This window comes from Pseudomonas fluorescens group sp. PF-69 (assembly GCF_054481235.1).
Map to the genome: position 1 here is coordinate 619,849 of NZ_JBTMNC010000001.1, position 22,676 is coordinate 642,524.

Consider the following 22,676-nt stretch of genomic DNA (forward strand, 5'->3'; position numbering starts at 1 on the left):
ATGGCTGGCAAGCCGAATTCAGACAGAAACTTCAGTAACCAGTTTTGCCAGCTCTTCGGCGTAGCCGCGAACCTGAGTTTCGTCTTCGCCTTCGACCATGACGCGCACCAGTGGCTCTGTCCCGGACTTGCGCAGGAGCACGCGTCCACGACCCGCCATGGCCTTGGTCACTCGCTCACTGGCTTCCTTGACCGACGAATGCTCGAGGGGACTCGCTCCCCCGCCGAAACGTACATTGATCAATACCTGCGGACACTTACGCAACGCCTGACGAGACTGAGCCAGACTTTCCGAGCGCGTCTTGAGCGCCATCAGAACCTGCAATGCAGCAACGATCGCATCACCCGTAGTGGTGTAATTGAAGCAAACGATATGCCCCGAGTTCTCGCCACCTACCAGCCAGTTGCGCTCCAGCAGGTCAGCAATCACATAACGGTCACCAACATTGGCACGAACAAAAGGAATCGCCAGGTCCGCCAGAGCCAGCTCCAGCCCCAGGTTACTCATCAGGGTACCGACCACACCGCCTTGCAGCTTGTCGCGCTCATGCAAATCGCGAGCAATGATGTACAACAGCTCATCCCCATCGACGATGGCACCCGTGTGATCGACCATCAGAACACGGTCACCATCACCATCGAACGCGATCCCAAGATCAGCATGCTCGGCAAGAACGGCAGCCTGCAGTTGCCCCATATGGGTCGAACCACAATTGTCATTGATGTTTAAACCATTGGGCTGCGCGGAAAGAACAACGACATCGGCGCCCAGCTCACGGAACACGCTAGGCGCTACCTTGTAAGTCGCACCATGGGCACAGTCGATGACGATTTTCATCCCGGCGAAGCTGGTGCCAGTCGGCACGCTGCTCTTGCAGAACTCGATATAACGACCCGACGCATCGTTGATTCGCGTGACCTTGCCGATCTTGCTCGACTCAACCACGGTCATCGGCGTGTCCAGCAGCTCCTCGATCATCAGCTCGACTTCATCCGGCAGCTTGGTACCCTTTCCGGAGAAGAACTTGATGCCGTTGTCATCGTGAGGATTATGCGAAGCACTGATCACAATCCCGGCCTCAGCATGAAAGGTGCGCGTCAGGTAAGCGATGGCCGGCGTTGGCATCGGCCCCAACAGCATTACATCGGCGCCGGCCGAGGTAAGCCCGGCCTCAAGCGCCGACTCAAACATATAACCGGAAATGCGGGTGTCCTTGCCGACAAGCACCTTGCAGGCGCCCATCTTGCGAAACGCCATGCCCGCGGCCCAGCCGAGTTTGAGCATGAAATCAGGAGTAATCGGGTATTCACCGACTCGACCACGAATGCCGTCAGTACCAAAGTATTTCCTAGTCATAAGCTCTCCATAACTCTTATTCGGCTGATTCCACTGCGGCGATCATCCTCACCACATCGATAGTTTCTGCTACATCATGGACGCGCAATATACGCGCACCCTTATGCGAAGCCAGCGCCGCAAGGGCAAGACTGCCGAACAAGCGCTCACCCACGGGGCGATTCAATGCTTGCCCGATCATGCTCTTTCGTGAAACCCCGACCAACAGGGGGCGCCCCAAGGCATGCAAGGCTTCCATATGCTTGAACAAGCTCAGATTGTGTTGCAAGTTTTTTGCGAAGCCGAAGCCAGGATCGAGAATGATCCGATCGGCGCCAATCCCAGCAGCCGCGCACCGAACCATGCGCTCAGCAAGAAACTCGCCCACTTCCTTCGTAACGTCCCGGTATTGCGGATTGTCCTGCATGTCGCCCGGCTCGCCGAGCATATGCATCAGACAGACTGGCAACCCGGTTGCCGCCGCCGCATCCAGCGCGCCTTCCCGGCGCAGCGCCCGAACGTCATTGATCAACCCGGCCCCCAGTCGCGCGGTCTCGCGCATGACGGCTGGCGTGGAGGTATCCACCGAGATGATCACATCCAGTTCACGGCTGATCCGCTCGACGACCGGCGCTACACGCTCCAGCTCTTCCAGCGGTGAAACCACCCTGGCACCTGGTCGCGTGGACTCACCGCCCACATCGATCAGGGTCGCGCCAGCCGCCACCATGGCTTCGGCATGGCGCAACGCTGCGTCGAGCTGGCTGTATTGACCACCGTCGGAGAAAGAATCGGGAGTGACATTGAGAATGCCCATGACATGAGTCTGGGCCAAATCAAGAACCCGGTTGCCGCAAGGCAACCGGGTCGAGGACTGAACAGAAGTCATTTCAAACCTTAAACGTCAGCAGCCGGACCGCCAATCGGTGTTTCCGGACGCTCATCCTGCACCACCGGAGGGGTTCCGGAAGTACCCGTGCCACCCGACCAATCGCGAGGTTCGCGAGGCGTACGACCCGCCATGATGTCATCGATCTGATCAGCATCGATCGTCTCGTACTTCATCAGAGCATCAGCCATGGCATCGAGCTTGTCACGGTTGTCCGTCAGGATCTGCTTAGCCGTGCCGTAGCATTGATCAATAATGCTGCGTACTTCGGAGTCGATCAGCTTGGCCGTTTCGCCGGAGAAACTTGCATTCTGACCACCGCCGCCACGACCAAGGAAAACCTCACCTTCTTCTTCGGCGTACATCAATGGTCCAAGTTTCTCCGAAAGCCCCCACTTGGTCACCATGTTCCGCGCAATCTGACTGGCGCGCATGATGTCGTTGGAAGCACCGGTGGTCACACCATCGAAGCCCAGCGTCATTTCTTCAGCAATACGACCGCCGTACAGCGAGCAGATCTGGCTGATCAGCGCTCGCTTGGACAGGCTGTAGCGATCTTCTTCCGGCAGGAACATGGTCACACCCAGCGCACGACCACGCGGGATGATCGATACCTTGTACACCGGATCATGCTCAGGCACGACGCGACCAACAATGGCGTGACCCGCCTCATGGTAAGCCGTGTTCTGCTTTTCTTTCTCGGACATGACCATGGATTTGCGCTCGGCACCCATCATGATCTTGTCTTTGGCCAGTTCGAATTCCTTCATCTCGACAATGCGCTTGCCGGCACGCGCGGCGAACAACGATGCCTCGTTGACCAGGTTGGCCAGGTCAGCACCGGAGAAACCTGGGGTACCACGAGCGATAACAGCCGGAGCAACGTCGTCACCCATTGGCACTTTGCGCATGTGGACCTTGAGAATCTGTTCGCGACCACGGATATCCGGCAGACCCACTACAACCTGACGGTCAAAACGGCCCGGACGCAGCAGTGCGGGGTCCAGTACGTCTGGACGGTTGGTGGCCGCAATCACGATGATGCCATCGTTCATTTCGAAGCCGTCCATCTCTACCAGCAACTGGTTGAGAGTCTGCTCGCGCTCGTCGTGACCGCCGCCCATGCCGGCACCACGGTGACGACCGACGGCGTCGATTTCATCGATGAAGATAATGCATGGCGCATGTTTCTTGGCCTGTTCGAACATATCGCGAACGCGGCTGGCACCCACGCCGACGAACATTTCGACGAAGTCAGAACCGGAGATGGTGAAGAACGGCACCTTGGCTTCGCCAGCAATCGCCTTGGCCAGCAAGGTTTTACCGGTACCCGGAGGACCAACCATCAGCACGCCGCGGGGAATGCGACCGCCCAGACGCTGGAACTTGCCCGGATCACGAAGGAACTCGACCAGTTCACCCACTTCTTCCTTGGCTTCGTCGCAACCGGCAACGTCAGCCAACGTGGTTTTCACCTGATCTTCGGAGAGCAGGCGCGCCTTGCTCTTGCCAAAGCTCATCGGCCCGCCCTTGCCTCCGGCGCCGCCCTGCATCTGGCGCATGAAGAACATGAACACGGCAATGATCACCAGGATCGGGAAGCTGGCGACGAGGAGTTGAGTCCAGATGCTTTGCTGTTCAGGCTGCTTGCCTTCGACCACGACGTGATTATCCACCAGATCGCCGATCAAGCCATTATCCTGGATCGCCGGACGAATGGTCTTGAAGCTGTCGCCATCGTTGCGCTTGCCGGTAATCACGTAGCCATCAACCGCTACGCGCTCGACCTTGCCATCCTTGACCTGCTGGATGAAGTCGGAATAGTTGAGGGTCTGCGGCTCGTTAGGGCTGGAGAAGTTGTTCATCACCGTCACCAGGACAGCCGCGATGATCAACCACAGGATCAGATTCTTTGCCATATCGTTCAATTAACTACCCTCTGAAGCAAGCGCCGCTGATGGCGCGCGCTTCGCATGATATTCACCGGCCTAACTTACTACATTACCTACAACTTGGCAGGCGCCGTCTGTAACCCTTTGTGAAACTCTTCCTACACAATATTCGTTATTTCTCACAGGGCGAAATACGAAAATCCTATTGCCCTGCAAAAAAACCTCGCTTTATTCACTCCGACCGCGGTAGCCCCAAGCCAGCATGTACTGCTCACGGGAACTGCCACGGGACGAGTCCGGCTTGATCATCTGGACCTTGTCGAATTTCTGACGAGCGTCCTTTACGTAAGCATCAAACCCTTCCCCCTGAAAAACCTTGATCACGAAATTACCACCCGGCTTGAGTATCCGGGCAGCCAGATCAAGAGCCAGCTCGCAAAGAAACATGGCTTTGGGCATATCTACGGCAGGCGTACCACTCATATTGGGGGCCATATCGGAAATCACAAGGTCCACCTGCGAATTACCCACGGCTTCAAGGATACGAGCGAGCACTTCGTCCTGAGTAAAGTCACCCTGGATGAAAGTCACGTCCGGAATGCTGTCCATTTCCAGGATGTCCGAGGCGATCAGACGCCCCTGCCCCCCAATCAGCCGGCTAGTGACCTGCGACCAGCCACCGGGCGCCGCACCCAGGTCGACAACGCTCATGCCCGGACGGATCAGCTTGTATTTCTCCTGGACCTCCAGAAGCTTGTAACTCGCACGCGAGCGGTAGCCATCCTTCTGCGCCTGCTTCACATAGGGGTCATTGACATGTCTTTTCAGCCAACCAAGGCTTGTCTTGGAACGCGCCATTGGGCACCTCGATGATAAGGGTCGTGATTAATTGGGCGGATCCACGAACCCTCGGGTAAAATGGCCGCCATTTTACAGAATCCAGACGAAAGGGTCAGATTATGCCGCTCACTCAAGAGCAGAAGAAACAGTACAAATCCATTGGCCACCATCTGAAACCGGTTTTGATTGTGGCTGACAACGGTTTGACTGAAGGTGTGTTAGCCGAACTTGAACGCGCTTTGGCGGATCACGAACTGATCAAAATCAAGCTCAACATCCTCGATCGCGAATCGCGCCTGGCATCCATTGCAGAACTGTGCAAGGTCGGCAAGGCGGACCTGGTTCAGGTCATCGGCAAGATGGCACTGATTTACCGCAAGAACTTCAGCGTCAACAAACAGCTGTCGAACGTCCATCGCTTCAAGTGACGGCAAGGGTCAAGGGTGTGCTTCGCGCACCCTGCCACTCCATCCAGGCACCGGCTGCATGACCAGCACCAGTCCAGAAAAGCCCAGGACAAGATAACTGAACACCTGCCAACGCTCCGCATCGGGCCACCCGACACGCACCGCGAAGTACATCGCGCAGGCAAACAACCCCACCAGCAACAGCTGGCCACGAATATCGCGCCATAGACTGGCACGACCCTCGGCCTGAATCAGCACCAAAGCCTGGAAAACCAGACACACTGTGGTAAACCCCACCAACAGTGCATTCAGGGTGCCTGCAATTTCGTCGATCAACAGCGGTGCCAGGCCAATCAGCCCCAGCACCGGCAGCAGACCGATGTGCAACAACCACAGGCCGCCAACCCACAACATCTGAGTCAGCTGCCAAAGCATTGCGCCCGCACGAAGCAGGCGCCTGCTTTTACTTTCAGATGTGGCGAACTTCGACAATCTCGTACTCGATAACGCCACTCGGCGTTTTGACCGCGACCACGTCACCCTCTTCCTTGGCGATCAAGGCGCGGGCGATGGGCGAACCGACGGAGATCTTGCCGAGCTTGATGTCTGCCTCGTCCTCACCAACGATCTGGTAGGTCACGCTTTCATCCGTCTCGACGTTAGCGATCTCCACGGTCGTGCCGAAAATCACCTTGCCGGTGTGGGTAATGGTCGTGACATCAATCACCACGGCGTTTTGCATGCGGCCTTCGATGTCACGGATCCGCGCCTCAACCATACCCTGCTGCTCGCGAGCAGCGTGGTATTCGGCGTTTTCCTTCAAGTCACCCAACTCACGGGCCGTACCGATGTCCTGGCTGAGCTTCGGACGAACGACCTTGGTCAGGTGAGCATGTTCTTCTTCCAGGGCGCGAGCGCCCTGAACGGTCATGGGGTACTTCGTTATGCTCATGCCTTCAATCCTGCGTGTAGATCCTGCAAGCGACGTACGGTCTTCTCGGGACCGAACTTCAGCGCTTCGCAGATCGCTTCGCCAGCAGCAATGGTCGTGGTGCAGTAAATCTTGTGCTGCAGGGCGTTGCGACGAATGGAGTAGGAGTCAGCGATCGATTGACGACCTTCAGTGGTGTTGATGATCAAGGTGACTTCGTCATTCTTGATCATGTCGACCACGTGCGGACGACCCTCGGTCACCTTGTTCACGCGGCGCACTTTCAGGCCTGCGGCTTCGATCAGCTTGGCAGTACCGGCGGTAGCGACCACTTCGAAGCCCAAGTTGATCAGATCACGGGCCACGCCTGCAACCAGTGGCTTGTCGTCGTCGCGCACACTGATAAACGCAGTACCGCCGGTCGGCAGCACTTCACTGGCACCCATCTGGGCTTTGGCAAACGCTTCGCCGAAGGTATCGCCCACGCCCATCACTTCACCGGTGGACTTCATCTCAGGGCCGAGAATCGGGTCAACGCCAGGGAACTTGGCGAATGGGAACACCGCCTCTTTCACGCTGTAGAAGTTAGGAATGATTTCCTTGGTGAAACCGATTTCCTTCAGGGTTTTACCGGCCATGACGCGGGCCGCGATCATGGCCAGGGAAACACCGATGCACTTGGATACGAAAGGAACGGTACGCGAAGCACGCGGGTTGACTTCAATCACGTAGATGTCGTCGCCCTGCAGCGCCAACTGTACGTTCATCAGGCCGACCACACCCAGCTCCAGGGCCATTTTCTTGACCTGTTCGCGCATCTCGTCCTGGATATGCGCAGGCAGCGAGTACGGCGGCAGCGAACATGCGGAGTCACCGGAGTGAACGCCAGCCTGCTCGATGTGCTGCATGATTGCGCCGATCACCACGTCTTTGCCGTCACAGACAGCATCAACGTCCATTTCGATGGCGCAGTTGAGGAAGTGGTCCAGCAGCACCGGGCTGTCGTTGGACACTTGAACCGCTTCACGCAGGTAGCGCTTGAGCTCTTCTTCTTCGTAAACGATTTCCATCGCACGACCGCCCAGTACGTAGGACGGGCGCACCACCAGCGGGTAGCCGATCTTGGCAGCTGCACGGATCGCTTCGTCTTCGCTGCGCACGGTAGCGTTTGGCGGCTGACGCAGGTTCAGGCGCTGAACCATTTGCTGGAAGCGCTCACGGTCTTCGGCACGGTCGATGGCATCAGGGCTGGTGCCGATGATCGGCACGCCTGCGGCTTCGAGGGCACGTGCCAGCTTCAGCGGGGTCTGGCCGCCGTACTGGACGATCACGCCTTTCGGCTTCTCGACGCGGACGATTTCCAGCACGTCTTCCAGGGTCACTGGTTCGAAGTACAGGCGATCGGAAGTGTCGTAGTCGGTAGAAACGGTTTCCGGGTTGCAGTTGACCATGATGGTCTCGTACCCGTCATCGCGCAGAGCCAGCGCCGCGTGTACGCAGCAGTAGTCGAACTCGATGCCCTGGCCGATACGGTTCGGACCACCACCCAGGATCATGATCTTGTCGCGACCCGATGGCGCGGCTTCGCACTCTTCTTCGTACGTCGAGTACAGATAAGCAGTGTCGGTAGCGAACTCGGCGGCGCAGGTGTCGACGCGCTTGTAGACCGGGAACACTTCAAGCTTGTGGCGATGGGCACGCAGGCTCTTCTCGGTCACACCCAGCAGCTTGGCCAGACGCTGATCGGAGAAGCCTTTGCGCTTGAGGCGGAACATCAGGTCGCGGTCGATGCTGGTCAGGCCCAGGGTCTTGACCTTCTCTTCTTCCTTGATCAGGTCTTCCATCTGCACCAGGAACCAAGGGTCGATCATGGTCATGCCGAAGATGTCTTCAACACTCATGCCGGCGCGCATGGCGTCCGCCACGTACCAGATACGCTCGGCGCCCGGCACGGTCAGCTCGCGCTTGAGCACGCTCATGCTTTCCGGGTTGGCCAGGTCGACTTTCTCGTCCAGACCGCAAACACCGACTTCCAGGCCGCGCAGTGCTTTCTGCAGGGATTCCTGGAAGGTACGGCCGATGGCCATCACTTCACCGACCGACTTCATTTGAGTGGTCAGGCGCGCGTCAGCCTTGGAGAACTTCTCGAAGGCGAAGCGTGGCAGCTTGGTGACGACGTAGTCGATGGACGGTTCGAAGGACGCCGGGGTCTTGCCGCCAGTGATGTCGTTCGACAGCTCGTCGAGGGTGTAGCCCACAGCCAGTTTGGCCGCGACCTTGGCGATCGGGAAACCAGTGGCTTTCGACGCCAGCGCCGAGGAACGCGATACACGCGGGTTCATCTCGATCACGACCATGCGGCCAGTGTTCGGGCAGATGCCGAACTGAACGTTCGAACCACCTGTTTCAACGCCGATCTCGCGCAGTACCGCCAGGGAGGCGTTACGCAGGATCTGGTATTCCTTGTCGGTCAGGGTCTGTGCAGGCGCCACGGTGATCGAGTCACCGGTGTGCACGCCCATCGGGTCGAAGTTTTCGATGGAGCAGACGATGATGCAGTTGTCCTTCTTATCGCGGACAACCTCCATTTCGTATTCTTTCCAGCCGATCAGGGATTCGTCGATCAGCAGCTCTTTGGTCGGCGACAGGTCCAGACCACGGGCGCAGATTTCTTCGAATTCTTCACGGTTGTAAGCGATACCGCCGCCGGTGCCGCCCATGGTGAAGGACGGACGAATGATGCACGGGAAGCCAAGCTTCTCGAGGACCGCGTTGGCCTCTTCCATGCTGTGAGCGATACCGGAGCGTGGGCACGCCAGGCCGATAGATTTCATGGCCTTGTCGAAACGCGAGCGATCTTCAGCCTTGTCGATGGTGTCGGCGTTGGCACCGATCATCTCAACGCCGAACTTCTCCAGAACGCCTTCGCGCTCCAGGTCCAGGGCGCAGTTCAGGGCGGTCTGGCCGCCCATGGTTGGCAGCAGCGCGTCCGGACGCTCTTTCTCGATGATCTTGGCAACGGTCTGCCACTTGATCGGTTCGATGTAGGTAGCGTCGGCCATGGCCGGGTCAGTCATGATGGTGGCCGGGTTGGAGTTCACCAGGATGACGCGGTAACCCTCTTCGCGCAGGGCCTTGCAGGCCTGGGCGCCGGAGTAGTCGAATTCGCAGGCCTGGCCGATCACGATCGGGCCAGCGCCGAGAATCAGGATGCTTTTAATGTCTGTACGTTTTGGCATGGGTTTGTCACTCAAATCCGCAGGTCAGTCGGCAAGCCGTCTTGTTCAATCTCTGAAGACTTGAGGGGGCCGCCGGTATCGGGACCACCCTCAAGCTTTGCAACATCAGGGCGAGCGATCAGCGTCGCTTGGCCATCTCGTTGATGAAGCGATCAAACAAAGGCGCTACGTCGTTCGGGCCAGGGCTGGCTTCAGGGTGACCCTGGAAGCTGAAGGCGCTCTTGTCGGTACGCTCGATCCCTTGCAGGGTGCCGTCGAACAGCGATTTGTGGGTCGCACGAACGTTGGCCGGCAGGGTGGCTTCGTCTACGGCAAAACCGTGGTTCTGGCTGGTAATCATCACCACGCCGGTGTCCAGATCCTGGACCGGGTGGTTGGCACCGTGGTGACCATGACCCATTTTCAGGGTCTTGGCGCCGGAGGCCAGGGCCAGCAACTGGTGACCAAGGCAGATGCCGAACACCGGAATCTCGGTTTCCAGCACATCCTTGATCGCCTGGATCGCATAGTCGCAAGGCTCCGGATCGCCAGGGCCGTTGGACAGGAATACGCCGTCCGGCTTCAGAGCGAGCACGTCAGCCGCTGGCGTTTGGGCCGGCACCACAGTAACTCGGCAGCCGCGCTCGACCAACATGCGCAGGATGTTCAACTTGACGCCGTAGTCGTAGGCGACCACGTGATACGGCAGCTCGGAGGCTTCGATGGTGGCATGGCTGTCGGTTTTCAGGTCCCAGACAGTCGAACGCCACTCGTAATTCTCTGTGGTGCTGACGACTTTCGCCAGGTCCATGCCTTTCAGGCCTGGGAAGCCCCGGGCGGCGGCGATGGCGGCCTCTTCGGAAATGTTGTCACCGGCCATGATGCAGCCGTTCTGTGCGCCTTTTTCACGCAGGATGCGGGTCAGGCGACGAGTGTCGATACCGGCGATTGCCACAACGTTGTTGGCTTTCAGGTAGTCGGACAGAGGCATGGTGCTACGCCAGTTGCTCGCAACCAGTGGCAGGTCACGGATGACCAGGCCAGCGGACCAAACGCGGTTGGACTCGGCGTCTTCCGGCGTGGTGCCGGTGTTGCCGATGTGCGGGTAAGTCAGGGTAACGATCTGTTGGGCGTAGGAAGGATCGGTAAGGATTTCCTGATAGCCGGTCATTGCGGTGTTGAACACCACCTCACCAACGGTTTGACCGTCGGCTCCAATGGCTTCGCCGCGAAAAATGCTGCCATCAGCAAGGGCGAGTATGGCTGGCTTAGTCAAGAAGACCTCCCGTAAATAAAGCCTGAAAGGGCGATCGCAGGTTGTAAAAAAGCGGAGTGACGTATGGACACGTCACCCCGCTTCTTCACTGAATTATTCTGCGCGCTTTTAGTGGACACACTAAAGCTGTAGCTTACAGAAAAAGGCATTTTTGGTCTACCGCCAATGAGCCCGAAAGGCCAGAGAATGCGACAGGACGTCGCTTGGCGGTGTAAAACCGGACTCAAGCACATGACTCAAGCCCGGTTTAAACAACATTTTAACGCAGATCGAGCACGTCTTGCATGTCGTAAAGACCAGGCTCACGCCCCTCCAGCCACAATGCAGCACGCACCGCACCCTTGGCGAAGGTCATGCGACTGGACGCCTTGTGAGTGATCTCCAGGCGCTCTCCTTCACAGGCAAACAGCACGGTATGATCACCCACCACATCACCACCACGAACAGTGGCAAAACCGATGGTCTCGCGCTCGCGCGCACCGGTGTGGCCCTCGCGACCATAGACGGCAACCTTCTGCAGGTCGCGATCAAGAGCACTGGCAATGACCTCACCCATGCGCAACGCCGTGCCTGAAGGCGCGTCGATTTTGTGCCGGTGGTGAGCCTCGATGATTTCGATATCCGCCTCATCGCCCAATACGCGAGCCGCCATATCCAGCAACTTCAGCGACAGGTTCACACCCACGCTGAAGTTCGCAGCGAACACGATCGGGATGTCTTTACCGGCCTCGGCCAGCAACTGCTTTTGCGCAGCGTCCAACCCCGTCGTGCCGATCACCATGGCTTTACCTGCCTTGCGGCAGAACGCCAGGTTTTTCAGCATGACTTCCGGCAGGGTGAAGTCGATCAATACGTCGAACTCATCCGCTACCGCATCCAGGTTACCGGACAACGGCACGCCGATACGCCCCAGCGAAGCCAGCTCACCGGCATCCACGCCAATCAGCGTACTGCCGGGGCGAACGATGGCCGCGGTCAGACCGGTGAGCGGCGCGCGCTGCTGCACCGCCTCGACCAGAATCTTGCCCATGCGCCCGGCAGCGCCCATCACAGCTATACGTCGCATGACGACTCCTTACAGATCGCCGAAGAAGCGCTTCACGCCTTCGAACCAGCCAGTGGTTTTCGGCGAGTGACTGTTGTCATCCGCCAGCGAGCTACGGAACTCCTCGAGCATTTCGCGCTGACGACGACTCAGGTTGACCGGGGTCTCGACCGCCACGCGGCACATCAAGTCACCGGCACCGCCGCCACGCACAGGCGCAACGCCCTTGCCACGAACACGGAATTGCTTGCCGGTCTGAGTCCCTTCAGGAATTTTCAGCTTGACCCGACCATCAAGGGTCGGAATCTCCAGCTCACCACCCAACGCGGCATCGACGAAGCTGATCGGTACTTCGCAGAACAGATGCTTGCCGTCACGCTGGAAGATCGCGTGTTCGCGCACATTGATCACGACATACAGGTCACCGGTCGGACCGCCCTGCGCACCCGCCTCGCCTTCGCCAGACAGACGAATGCGGTCACCGGTATCAACACCGGCAGGCACTTTTACCGACAGGGTCTTGTACTCTTCGACGCGACCTTCGCCGTGGCAGGAATCACACGGATCGGAAATAATCTTGCCCTGGCCATGGCACCGCGGGCAGGTCTGCTGCACCGAGAAGAAACCTTGCTGCATGCGCACCTGGCCGATACCACCACAGGTCGGGCAGGTCACCGGAGAGGAGCCTTTCTTGGCGCCAGAGCCATCGCACGGCTTGCAGTTGACCAGCGTTGGAACGCGGATATTCACGGTCGTGCCGCGCACCGCTTCTTCCAGGTCCAGCTCCAGCGTGTAACGCAGGTCACTGCCGCGCTGGGCGCCGCCACGGGAACCACCGCGACCGCCACCGAAGAAGTCACTGAAGACATCACCAAAGATATCGGAGAAGTTCTGACCGCCAAAACCGGCACCACCGCCACCCATGCTCGGGTCAACACCCGCATGACCATACTGATCGTAGGCCGCACGCTTGCTGGAATCGGACAGCACTTCGTAGGCCTCGTTGGCCTCTTTGAATTTCTCTTCCGACGCTTTGTCATCGGGATTACGGTCCGGGTGGTGCTTCATCGCCAGGCGGCGGTAGGCCTTTTTCAGGTCTGCCTCGCTTGAGCCTCGTTCAACACCCAATACTTCGTAATAGTCACGCTTTGCCATAAGTCTTTTGCACTCTTGAGGACGTTCGACAAACCTCTCCTGAGCCTCGCCAAACTCGTTGAGCCCCAATACAGGCCCGGACCCAACTCACGTCAATTCAACGATCCTGGTCTTTGATTCGATGCGGTACTTGCGGCTCGGAAAGCAGGAGCATTCCCGGCCATACCATCAGCACTCGAACGTTGTCGCATGCTGTAAAAATTCGCTTGCTCCAGACACGCCAACGCGGGAGCAAGCTCCCGCGCGGCGACATCCTACCAGTCACCGCCCCAAGGCAGCCAACCGGCCGACCAACAACTTACTTGTGGTCTTTGACTTCTTCGAACTCAGCGTCGACGACGTCGTCAGCTTTTTCAGCCGATTCAGCGTGCTGTGCAGCGCCTTCAGCGGGTTGAGCCTGTTCGGCGTACATCTTCTGAGCCACTGGCGCGGAGACCTTGGACAGCTCTTCAACCTTGGCTTCGATCGCAGCTTTGTCGTCGCCTTTAACAGCGGCTTCCAAAGCAACGACAGCAGCCTCGATCGCAGCCTTCTCTTCAGCGCTCACCTTGTCACCAGCGTCGGCAACCATTTTGCGAGTCGAGTGAACCAGTGCATCACCCTGGTTACGGGCAGCGGCCAGCTCTTCGAACTTGCGATCTTCCTCGGCGTTGGCCTCGGCATCACGCACCATGCGCTCGATCTCTTCATCGGACAGACCGGAGTTGGCCTTGATCACGATCGACTGAGTCTTGCCAGTAGCCTTGTCTTTCGCGCCTACGTGCAGGATGCCGTTGGCGTCGATGTCGAAGGTCACTTCGATTTGTGGCACGCCACGTGGTGCTGGCGGAATCTCGGCCAGGTCGAACTTGCCCAGGGACTTGTTCTGCGCCGCTTGCTTACGCTCACCTTGCAGCACGTGAATGGTCACGGCGCCCTGGTTGTCGTCGGCTGTCGAGAACACTTGCGATTTCTTGGTAGGAATCGTGGTGTTTTTCTCGATCAGCGCAGTCATCACGCCACCCATGGTTTCGATACCCAGGGTCAGCGGGCTGACGTCGAGCAGCAGAACGTCTTTCACGTCACCGGCCAGTACCGCGCCCTGGATAGCAGCACCCATGGCAACCGCTTCGTCCGGGTTAACGTCTTTACGAGCTTCTTTACCGAAGAACTCGGTCACCAGCTTCTGCACCAGTGGCATACGGGTCTGACCGCCGACCAGGATCACATCGTTGATTGCGCCAACGTCGATACCGGAGTCTTTCAGAGCGATGCGGCAAGGTTCGATGGTGCGTTGAACCAGGTCTTCAACCAGCGCTTCCAGCTTGGCGCGCGAGATTTTCACGTTCAAGTGCTTAGGACCGGTGGCGTCTGCAGTGATGTACGGCAGGTTCACGTCGGTCGACTGAGCGGAAGACAGCTCGATCTTGGCTTTTTCAGCAGCTTCTTTCAGGCGCTGCATCGCCAGCGGGTCACCCTTGAGGTTCATGCCGCTTTCTTTCTTGAACTCGTCGACGAGGTAGTCGATCAGACGGATGTCAAAGTCTTCACCACCCAGGAAAGTATCACCGTTGGTGGCCAACACTTCGAACTGGTGCTCGCCATCGACTTCAGCGATTTCGATTACGGAAACGTCGAAAGTACCGCCACCCAGGTCGTAAACGATCACGGTGTGATCGCCCTTGGCCTTGTCCATGCCGTAAGCCAGCGCAGCTGCGGTTGGTTCGTTGATGATACGTTTTACGTCCAGACCAGCAATGCGACCGGCGTCTTTGGTGGCTTGACGCTGGCTGTCGTTGAAGTAGGCCGGAACGGTGATCACCGCTTCAGTCACTGGCTCGCCGAGGTAGTCTTCGGCGGTTTTCTTCATCTTCTTCAGAATTTCAGCCGAGATTTGTGGCGGAGCCATTTTCTGGCCGTTCACTTCAACCCAGGCGTCGCCGTTGTCAGCCTTGGCAATTTTGTAAGGGACCATCTTGATGTCTTTCTGTACGACTTCTTCGTCGAACTTGCGACCGATCAGACGCTTCACCGCGTACAGGGTGTTGTGCGGGTTGGTCACTGCCTGACGCTTGGCCGACTGGCCAACCAGGATCTCGCCATCGTTGGCGTAAGCGATGATCGACGGCGTGGTACGCGCGCCTTCGGCGTTTTCGATAACTTTGGCTACGCCGTTTTCAAGTACGGAGACGCAGGAGTTGGTAGTCCCCAGGTCGATACCGATGATTTTGCCCATGTTCACTCTCCCGAAACTTTGGATTTGGTTGCCGCAGCAGTGATGGATAACTGCGGTAGTAATTAAACGCTTGACTTCTAAATGGGGGCCTTGCGGCTAATTTCAAGCCTGCTCGTCAATCGAAGGCGAAACAGGTGCCGGAGCCTTGCTGACCACGACCATCGCCGGGCGCAGCAGGCGTCCGTTGAGCTGGTAGCCCTTCTGGAACACCTTGAGCACGCTGTTCGGCTCGAGGTCGGCGCTTTCCTGCATTGCCATTGCCTGATGAAGAACGGCATTGAACGGTTCGCCGTGCGGGTCGATCGCTTCCAACTGATAACGCTTCAGGGTGTCCTGGAACATTTTCAGTGTGAGCTCGATACCTTCGCGCATCGGACGGATGCTTTCGTCATCCGGGCTGGACAATTCCAGGCCACGCTCCAGGCTGTCGATGATCGGCAGCAGATCGCCGGCGAATTTTTCCAGCGCGAATTTGTGAGCCTTTTCTACATCCTGCTCGGCGCGACGGCGGACGTTCTGCAGATCGGCGGCCACACGCAAAGCCTGATCCTGCGCACCTGCCAGTTGCTCTTCGAGCACTTTTACACGAGCCGCCAAGTCATCACCCGAGGCTTGGGAGGCCTGATCGGCGTCCAGATTTTGCGTATCCACTGCCTGTTCGTCAGCCATAGAATTCTCCTTTCAATATCGTCCGTGAGCTCAACTCACGCTTCTGCCCAGCTATATGGGGCCGCAAAATCCAGCTTCAAGGGATCTCCTTGCATTAACCCTACAAAAAACACCTGCATTACCATTCCGGGGCGCACTAAGGATTTCGTCGGATCAAGCAAATCGAGCTAATGAGGGGCATTGTCAGTCCGAAACAAAACACTGTATAAATAACCAGACCTAACGCCTGGGAGCGGCCTTTATGCTGGTGCACCTGTCAGTACATAACTACGCCATCGTCGAACATCTCGATCTCGAACTCGATCGCGGGATGAGCGTGATCACAGGGGAAACCGGCGCCGGCAAGTCGATCATGCTCGACGCGCTGGGCCTGACCCTGGGCGATCGCGCCGACAGTGGCGTGGTCCGCCCCGGCGCCGACAAGGCCGATATCCTCGCCACCTTCGACCTGTGTGACATTCCCGAAGCCCGCATCTGGCTCGCCGAGCGCGACCTGGAAAATGACGGCCCGTGCATCCTGCGCCGGGTGATCACCGCCGAAGGTCGTTCGCGCGGCTACATCAATGGCACGCCCTGCCCCCTGGGCGATCTCAAGGCTTTGGGTGAGCTGCTGATCGACATCCACAGCCAGCACGAACACCAATCCCTGCTCAAGACCGACACTCACCGCCGCCTGCTCGACGAATACGCCGGCGCAACGGACCTCGCCCGCCAGGTTCAACTGGCCGCCCAACGCTGGCGCCAGACCCGCCAGGAACTGGAGCGCCTCTCCAACTCGGGCGACGAGCAGCGAGCCCGCCATCAATTGCTCAGTTATCAACTCGAAGAGCTTGAAAACCTGGGCCTGGGCGACAATGAGCTGGAGCAGCTGGAACAGGAACACAAGAACCTGACTAACGCCGAAACCTTGCTGGGCATCTGCCGACAAGTCGTCGAGCAATGCAGCGAGAGTGATTCAGGCAATGTCCTGAACGCCCTGACCGCCAGCCTCAACCGCTTGTCGAGCGTGAACAACTCGATCGGCGCCCTGGGCGAAGCCAGCAGCCTGCTGACCAGCGCGCAAATCCAGGTTGAAGAAGCCATGGGCGAACTGAATCGCTTCCTCGACAATTTCGATGCCGACCCATCACGCCTTCAATATCTCGAGGAGCGACTTGATTCGATCTATACCCTGGCGCGCAAACACCGCATCCAACCGACCGAAGTCGCCGAGATGCAACAGAAGCTGCTGGATGAGATTGAAACCCTGAATGCCAACGACGAATCCATCGAGCGACTGAGCGATGAGTTGGCCGCCTATGCGCGTCACTACCGGGAAAAAGCCCGGGAACTCAGCGAGCTGCGCCACCAGGCCTCGAGCAGTCTGGCCAGTGCCGTGGAGCAGGAAATTCAGCGACTGGGCATGCCCGGTGGACGCTTCACTATCGAGCTACGCCCTAACAGCAGTGACGAACTCTTGCCCAACGGCCTGGAGCAGGTAGAACTGCTGGTGAGCGCCAACCCCGGCCAGCCACTGAAAGCCTTGGCGAAGGTCGCTTCAGGCGGCGAGCTGTCGCGTATCAGCCTGGCCATTCAGGTGATCACCGCACAAACGTCCCGTGTACCGACCCTTGTATTCGACGAAGTGGACGTGGGCATCGGCGGCCCAACAGCCGAAATCGTCGGCCAGCTACTACGTCGCCTGGGGGAACGAGGGCAGGTTCTGACCGTTACCCACTTGCCACAAGTAGCCGCACAAGGTCATCAACATCTGTTTGTGCACAAAGTGCGCGGCGACGACGCCACCCACACTGCCGTCTCCAGACTGAGCAAAAATGATCGTGTCGAAGAAGTCGCACGGATGCTGGGAGGCATCGACCTCACCAAGGAATCCCTGGCTCACGCCAGGAAAATGGTCGTCACCGCGAAGATTTAAGTTCGGCCGAAAGCACGAAGGCGACCCTGGGGTCGCCTTCGTTCGTTTCACGAATCTCAGATTCGCGCGACATGCTTACTTTTTCTTGCGCACGTACAGCACAAGATTGTGATCAACCATTTCGAAACCATATTTCTCGACGATGGCTTTCTGCAGGCGCTCGATTTCTTCGTCGAAGAATTCGATCACTTCGCTGGTCTCGACGTTGACCATATGGTCGTGGTGCTTACCGTCGTCCAGTTCGAAGACCGCGTGGCCTCCGTCGAAGTTATGCCGCACCACAAGGCCAGCTGCCTCGAACTGAGTCAGTACACGGTAAACCGTGGCCAGACCGACGTCCTCGCCAGCCTCCATCAATGCCTTGTACACATCCTCGGCACTCATATGACGCTGCTCGGCGGAATCGAGCATTTGCAGAATTTTGACCCGTGGAAGGGTCACTTTGAGGCCGGCTTTGCGTAGTTCGCTATTTTCAACCATGGTCAGCTTTCTCGCGATGCTGCTTCGCAGCTTCTCTTAATGCGGGTATGATCGGCGTTTACGTTGTCCCAGCCAAGATAGTGGAAGTCGCCCACCGATGCAAAACACCAAGCTCTTGCTAACCAGTTTCACCTTTGTGGGACTGCTCGCACTCGCCGGTTGTTCATTCCCCGGGGTTTACAAAATCGACATCCAGCAGGGCAATGTCGTCACGCAGGACATGATAGACCAGTTGCGCCCGGGAATGACCCGTAAGCAAGTAAGGTTTATCATGGGCAACCCTCTGCTGACCGACACGTTCCATGCCGATCGCTGGGATTATCTGTACAGCCTGCAACCGGGTGGCGGTGAACGCCAACAAGAACGCATTAGCGTCATCTTCAACCCTAATGACCAGCTTGTCAGCCTCTCTGGTGATTTCATGCCAGGCGTGAGTCGCGACGAGGCAATTCTCGGCAAGGACAGCGCCACGACAGTGACCGCTCCAGCAGAGAACGCCGAGAAGCCAAAACCGGAAAAACCGGTCAAACCAGGCTCGCTGCTCGATCAGATCCAGAAAGACGTCGACGGTGTAGAAACCGTTCCGGTCCCGACGCCACAACCGCTGGACACTTCGCCGCAATAATCTGCAACACAATAAAAAACCCGGCATGCCGGGTTTTTTATTGCCTGGTTTCATACGAGTTACTGAGTCCGCGATTTGGCCTCGGCCGCCTTGGCCGCACGCAGCCGTCGAACCTCTTTCGGATCGGCGAGCAATGGCCGATAAATCTCGATGCGATCCCCTGACTGAACCGCACGCGTATCGGGATCGGTGATCACCTTTCCAAAGATCCCCACCGGGCACCCGGCCAAGTCAAGGTCCGGAAATACCATTCCAATACCGGATGCCACCAGTGCCGCACGAACAGTCGTTCCTGCCGGCACCGTCACTGACAGAAGCACTTGACGATCAACCGCGGCATACACCACTTCGACTTCTTTCAATGCCTCAACCATACATTTGCTTGGCTCGCTGACAGAATGCATCGACCAGTGTGTTGGCCGCCTGATTGAACAACGGCCCCAGGGTCGCGCGAACAATCGGCCCCGCATAGTCGAATGACAGATCCAGGCTGATCTTGCAGGCCTTCTCACCCAGCGGCTTGAACACCCACACACCATGCAACTGAGTGAACGGCCCCTCTTCAAGGTTCATTTCAATCGACTGACCGGGAACCAGGGTGTTACGCGTCACAAAATGCTGGCTCAGCCCCCCCTTGGCCACCCCAACACTCGCACGCATATGCTCGGTGGAGGCTTCCAGCACTTCGGCTGTCGAGCACCACGGCAGGAATTCCGGATACCGTGCTACGTCGTTAACCAGGTCATACAGCGCTTGCGCCGGATATGGCAGCAAGGCCGAACGTGAAATGTGTGTCGTCATGTCAGCGTTATTTCCACAGCTGTGCGGCAAACACTACGAGAATGCCGATGGGCGCCACATAGCGCATCAAGAACAAGGACAGGGCGAAAATCGCAGGGTTGCGGGTCGCCAACTCGTCGCGCACCGCCTCCCGCCCCATCACCCAGCCTGCGAACACCACGAAACACAAACCACCGAGTGGCAACATGATCCGCGAGGTAAAGAAATCGATCACGCCAAAGAAATCCAGACCGCCCGCGGCTCCCCATTGGTAGAGGTGAAAAAAACCGCCTTCGTTCACGAAAAACTTGGCTTGCTTCCAGATATTGAAAGAAAACACCGTGCCGAGACCGACAAACCAGCAACTGAACGCCAGCCAGAAGGTAACCCAGGCGCGGCTGACTTTTGTCCGCTCGACCAGGTAAGCCACCATCGGCTCGAGCAGAGAAATTGCCGAACTCCATGCCGCAATGGCTACCAGCACGAAGAACACGACGCCCATCAATTGGCCGAAGACCACGTTGCCAAAGGCAAATGGCAAGCTGACAAACATCAGGCCAGGCCCTTCGCTCGGATTCAGGCCTGCGGCGAACACAATCGGAAAAAGTGCCATGCCGGCCACGAGAGAAACCAGGGTATCGAGCAGCGCCACGCCAACCACAGTGCGCGTAATCGACGAGCTCTTCGGCATATAGGCGCCGTAGATCATGATCGAGCCGACGCCCACGCTCAGGGAAAAGAACGCATGCCCCATGGCTGGCAACAAACCATCGAGGACTTTTTCCGGGTGGAAGTCGAACATGAAATGCACGCCCTCCATGAAATGCCCGGTGGTCATGCTGTACCCCAGCAGTACAAGGATCATGACGAACAGCAACGGCATCATGATCCGCAGACTGCGCTCAAGCCCTGCCACCACGCCTTTGGCGATCACCACGGCAGACAACAGCATGAAAATCGTGTGCCAAAGTGTCAGTCGCCATGGATCAGCGATCACATTGCCGAAGTAAGCGCCCACCTGATCCGGCGTCACACCCTGGAAGTCGCCACGCCCCATATCGATGATGTAATCCAGCGACCAACCGCCAACGACGCTATAGAAGGACAGGATCAGCAAAGCCGTGATCATCCCGGCAAAGGCCCCCCAGGACCACTTGCCCGAATGCCCCGCTTCGCGTGCCAGCGCCTTCAGCGCGTTGGCCGGACTCTGTCGGGCACGCCGACCAATCAGGGTTTCAGCCAGCATGACTGGCACCCCGATCAACGCAATACAGGCCAGGAACATCAGCACGAAGGCGCCGCCGCCATAGACGCCAACCATGTACGGAAATTTCCAGATACTACCCAGGCCCACGGCCGAACCGGTCGCAGCGAGTATGAAGACCCAGCGGCTAGCCCAACTGCCGTGGACAGAAACCTTGTCTGTCGACATCGTTATTACGACCAAGCGTTCAAAAATGAGCGCGCATTGTCCGGGATTCAATCAACCTGCTCAAGCACGCAGCAACACCGTAGCCGACTCGCGTGCAACTCCCTATAATGCCGCCCCTATGGCTAAACAGAAGAAACACCCAACAGGGACCATCGCGCAAAATAAAAAGGCGCGACACGATTACTTCATCGAACATCGGTTCGAGGCTGGTCTGGTCCTGGCCGGCTGGGAAGTAAAAAGTCTGCGGGCGAGCAAGCTGCAACTGGTCGACAGTTACGTGCTGCTCAAGGATGGCGAAGCCTGGCTGCTCGGCAGTCACATTACGCCCCTGATGACCGCCAGCACCCACGTCATCGCCGACCCGACCCGCACCCGCAAGCTGCTGCTCAACCGGCGCGAGCTGGACAAGCTGTCCGCCGCCGTGCAGCAAAAGGGTTACGCCTGCGTGTGTCTGTCCTGGTACTGGAGCAAGCACATGGTCAAGTGCGAGATCGCTCTGGGCAAGGGCAAGAAGGAATACGACAAGCGTGATACCGAGCGCGAGCGCGATGCCGGCCGCGAGTTGCAGCGTGCGGTGCGCAACAAGGGCAAGGAAGAGTAATTTTCCAGCCTGGTCGCTGCTTTTGTGGCGAGGGAGCTTGTTCCCTCGCCACATTGAATCTCATGACGACAGCTACATCCCCTTGCGCCGCTCCGCCCGAGCCATGCGCTGCACTTCCTGACGCACTTCCTCCAGCACTTCCTGCACATACAGGATGTGTCGGCTGGAAACTTCGCGCGCCTGTTCCGCACGACCCTCGACAATCGCCAGGTACAGCTCGCGATGCTGTGTGATCAGCATGTCCCGGGTTTCGGTACGCTGCTTGTACATGCCGCCGATGTTGGTCACCACGTTGCGCTTGAGCAAATCAAACAACCCACGAATGGTGTGCAACAACACGGCGTTATGGCTGGCCTCAGCGATCGCCAGGTGAAACTTCGCGTCCGCCGCGCCCTCTTCCGCCCGGCTCACTTCATCGTGACGTGAATAGCAGTCCTGCAACTCGTTAAACGCCGCCGTGAGCCGCTCACGATCAACATCCGTGGCGCGTAACGCAGCGTAATAGGCACAGGACGCTTCAAGGGTATGGCGAAACTCCAATAGATCGCGCTGCGCTTCAGGATTGCTCTCCAGCAAATGCAGCAATGGATCGCTGAAGGTTGTGCCCAGGGACTCCACCACGTAGTTGCCGCCACCCTGACGGCTGACCAACAACCCCTTGGCAGCCAGCTTTTGTATGGCCTCACGCAATGAAGGGCGAGACACACCGAACTGCTCGGCCAATACGCGCTCGGCCGGCAAGCGCTCGCCTGCCTTCAGCGTGCCCTCGAGAATCATGCCCTCAAGCCGCTCGACAATATCGTCAGACAAACGGCGCTGACGAATCTGATCAAACCCCATAACTCAATTTCTCCACGATCCCGACGATTCGCCGGCGGCTCTATTCTGGCCTATCGGCGCAGCGCCGACACCTGCCAGACAGCAATTGCACAAGCAGATCAGACGACCCGAACACGCAGGCATTCGACAAG

Annotated in this window: 21 protein-coding genes; 4 read left to right on the forward strand and 17 right to left on the reverse strand. The window is 58.0% G+C overall.

The window, feature by feature from the left end:
- Nucleotides 1–18 precede the first annotated feature (18 nt).
- From glmM to rlmE, 4 genes are all read right to left on the reverse strand, one after another.
- The gene (glmM, locus tag ACX3YF_RS02885) at nucleotides 19–1,356 is read right to left on the reverse strand and encodes a phosphoglucosamine mutase (RefSeq protein ID WP_130203906.1); all 1,338 of its coding nucleotides are present in this window, start codon (nucleotides 1,354–1,356) and stop codon (nucleotides 19–21) included.
- A gap of 16 nt (nucleotides 1,357–1,372) precedes the next feature.
- Complete coding sequence (gene folP / locus ACX3YF_RS02890) at nucleotides 1,373–2,224, reverse strand: dihydropteroate synthase (RefSeq protein ID WP_130203905.1); 852 nt, start codon at nucleotides 2,222–2,224, stop codon at nucleotides 1,373–1,375.
- An 8-nt stretch (nucleotides 2,225–2,232) separates the two neighbouring features.
- Nucleotides 2,233–4,143 (reverse strand): ATP-dependent zinc metalloprotease FtsH, encoded by a 1,911-nt coding sequence (gene ftsH / locus ACX3YF_RS02895; protein ID WP_090315927.1) that lies wholly within the window; start codon nucleotides 4,141–4,143, stop codon nucleotides 2,233–2,235.
- Nucleotides 4,144–4,344: 201 nt separating this feature from the next.
- A complete protein-coding gene (rlmE, locus tag ACX3YF_RS02900) occupies nucleotides 4,345–4,974 on the reverse strand; it encodes a 23S rRNA (uridine(2552)-2'-O)-methyltransferase RlmE (protein WP_033058124.1) in 630 nt (209 codons plus the stop codon).
- A 101-nt stretch (nucleotides 4,975–5,075) separates the two neighbouring features.
- Between rlmE and ACX3YF_RS02905 the strand changes: the two genes are divergently transcribed.
- Nucleotides 5,076–5,384: a YhbY family RNA-binding protein gene (locus ACX3YF_RS02905; protein ID WP_007942889.1), complete on the forward strand. Its 309-nt coding sequence runs from the start codon at nucleotides 5,076–5,078 to the stop codon at nucleotides 5,382–5,384.
- Between the two features lie 9 nt (nucleotides 5,385–5,393).
- Here ACX3YF_RS02905 and ACX3YF_RS02910 read toward each other — a convergent pair whose 3' ends face one another.
- The 8 genes from ACX3YF_RS02910 to grpE all read right to left on the reverse strand — a co-directional run bounded on the left by ACX3YF_RS02910 (nucleotide 5,394) and on the right by grpE (nucleotide 15,872).
- Nucleotides 5,394–5,798, reverse strand: coding sequence for an MFS transporter (locus ACX3YF_RS02910; protein WP_458973374.1), 405 nt, complete (start codon nucleotides 5,796–5,798; stop codon nucleotides 5,394–5,396).
- Nucleotides 5,799–5,832: 34 nt separating this feature from the next.
- Entirely contained in the window at nucleotides 5,833–6,309 is a 477-nt protein-coding gene (gene greA / locus ACX3YF_RS02915; protein WP_130204036.1) for a transcription elongation factor GreA, read from the reverse strand.
- A 2-nt stretch (nucleotides 6,310–6,311) separates the two neighbouring features.
- Nucleotides 6,312–9,533: a carbamoyl-phosphate synthase large subunit gene (carB, locus tag ACX3YF_RS02920; RefSeq protein ID WP_130203903.1), complete on the reverse strand. Its 3,222-nt coding sequence runs from the start codon at nucleotides 9,531–9,533 to the stop codon at nucleotides 6,312–6,314.
- A 118-nt stretch (nucleotides 9,534–9,651) separates the two neighbouring features.
- Complete coding sequence (gene carA, locus ACX3YF_RS02925) at nucleotides 9,652–10,788, reverse strand: glutamine-hydrolyzing carbamoyl-phosphate synthase small subunit (protein ID WP_103404035.1); 1,137 nt, start codon at nucleotides 10,786–10,788, stop codon at nucleotides 9,652–9,654.
- Between the two features lie 259 nt (nucleotides 10,789–11,047).
- Nucleotides 11,048–11,854, reverse strand: coding sequence for a 4-hydroxy-tetrahydrodipicolinate reductase (gene dapB, locus ACX3YF_RS02930; protein ID WP_047537484.1), 807 nt, complete (start codon nucleotides 11,852–11,854; stop codon nucleotides 11,048–11,050).
- Between the two features lie 9 nt (nucleotides 11,855–11,863).
- The gene (dnaJ, locus tag ACX3YF_RS02935) at nucleotides 11,864–12,988 is read right to left on the reverse strand and encodes a molecular chaperone DnaJ (RefSeq protein WP_090315903.1); all 1,125 of its coding nucleotides are present in this window, start codon (nucleotides 12,986–12,988) and stop codon (nucleotides 11,864–11,866) included.
- 298 nt (nucleotides 12,989–13,286) lie between these two features.
- The gene (dnaK, locus tag ACX3YF_RS02940; protein WP_288101097.1) at nucleotides 13,287–15,203 is read right to left on the reverse strand and encodes a molecular chaperone DnaK; all 1,917 of its coding nucleotides are present in this window, start codon (nucleotides 15,201–15,203) and stop codon (nucleotides 13,287–13,289) included.
- A 102-nt stretch (nucleotides 15,204–15,305) separates the two neighbouring features.
- Nucleotides 15,306–15,872 (reverse strand): nucleotide exchange factor GrpE, encoded by a 567-nt coding sequence (gene grpE, locus ACX3YF_RS02945; RefSeq protein ID WP_047537475.1) that lies wholly within the window; start codon nucleotides 15,870–15,872, stop codon nucleotides 15,306–15,308.
- A 241-nt stretch (nucleotides 15,873–16,113) separates the two neighbouring features.
- Here grpE and recN point away from each other — a divergent pair, with 241 nt between their 5' ends.
- Nucleotides 16,114–17,787 (forward strand): DNA repair protein RecN, encoded by a 1,674-nt coding sequence (gene recN / locus ACX3YF_RS02950; protein WP_448645792.1) that lies wholly within the window; start codon nucleotides 16,114–16,116, stop codon nucleotides 17,785–17,787.
- Between the two features lie 75 nt (nucleotides 17,788–17,862).
- Here recN and fur read toward each other — a convergent pair whose 3' ends face one another.
- Nucleotides 17,863–18,267 carry a ferric iron uptake transcriptional regulator gene (gene fur / locus ACX3YF_RS02955; protein WP_026013299.1) on the reverse strand — a complete coding sequence of 135 codons (405 nt, stop codon included), beginning with the start codon at nucleotides 18,265–18,267 and terminating at the stop codon, nucleotides 17,863–17,865.
- Nucleotides 18,268–18,364: 97 nt separating this feature from the next.
- Between fur and ACX3YF_RS02960 the strand changes: the two genes are divergently transcribed.
- Nucleotides 18,365–18,892 (forward strand): outer membrane protein assembly factor BamE, encoded by a 528-nt coding sequence (locus ACX3YF_RS02960; RefSeq protein ID WP_047537469.1) that lies wholly within the window; start codon nucleotides 18,365–18,367, stop codon nucleotides 18,890–18,892.
- A gap of 59 nt (nucleotides 18,893–18,951) precedes the next feature.
- Here ACX3YF_RS02960 and ACX3YF_RS02965 read toward each other — a convergent pair whose 3' ends face one another.
- The 3 genes from ACX3YF_RS02965 to ACX3YF_RS02975 are packed head-to-tail and all read right to left on the reverse strand — an operon-like array spanning nucleotide 18,952 to nucleotide 21,104.
- On the reverse strand, nucleotides 18,952–19,266 hold the full coding sequence (locus tag ACX3YF_RS02965; RefSeq protein WP_130203900.1) for an RnfH family protein: 315 nt from the start codon (nucleotides 19,264–19,266) through the stop codon (nucleotides 18,952–18,954).
- Nucleotides 19,259–19,693 (reverse strand): type II toxin-antitoxin system RatA family toxin, encoded by a 435-nt coding sequence (locus ACX3YF_RS02970; protein ID WP_130203899.1) that lies wholly within the window; start codon nucleotides 19,691–19,693, stop codon nucleotides 19,259–19,261. Before ACX3YF_RS02970 ends, ACX3YF_RS02965 begins: the two co-directional genes overlap by 8 nt.
- A gap of 7 nt (nucleotides 19,694–19,700) precedes the next feature.
- Entirely contained in the window at nucleotides 19,701–21,104 is a 1,404-nt protein-coding gene (locus tag ACX3YF_RS02975) for a sodium-dependent transporter (RefSeq protein WP_130203898.1), read from the reverse strand.
- 118 nt (nucleotides 21,105–21,222) lie between these two features.
- On the opposite strand from ACX3YF_RS02975, the gene smpB reads away from it, so the two are divergent.
- Nucleotides 21,223–21,705 (forward strand): SsrA-binding protein SmpB, encoded by a 483-nt coding sequence (gene smpB / locus ACX3YF_RS02980; protein WP_047537457.1) that lies wholly within the window; start codon nucleotides 21,223–21,225, stop codon nucleotides 21,703–21,705.
- A gap of 72 nt (nucleotides 21,706–21,777) precedes the next feature.
- On the opposite strand, the gene ACX3YF_RS02985 is transcribed toward smpB, so the two are convergent.
- Nucleotides 21,778–22,545: an FCD domain-containing protein gene (locus ACX3YF_RS02985; protein ID WP_047537454.1), complete on the reverse strand. Its 768-nt coding sequence runs from the start codon at nucleotides 22,543–22,545 to the stop codon at nucleotides 21,778–21,780.
- Between the last annotated feature and the right edge of the window lie 131 nt (nucleotides 22,546–22,676).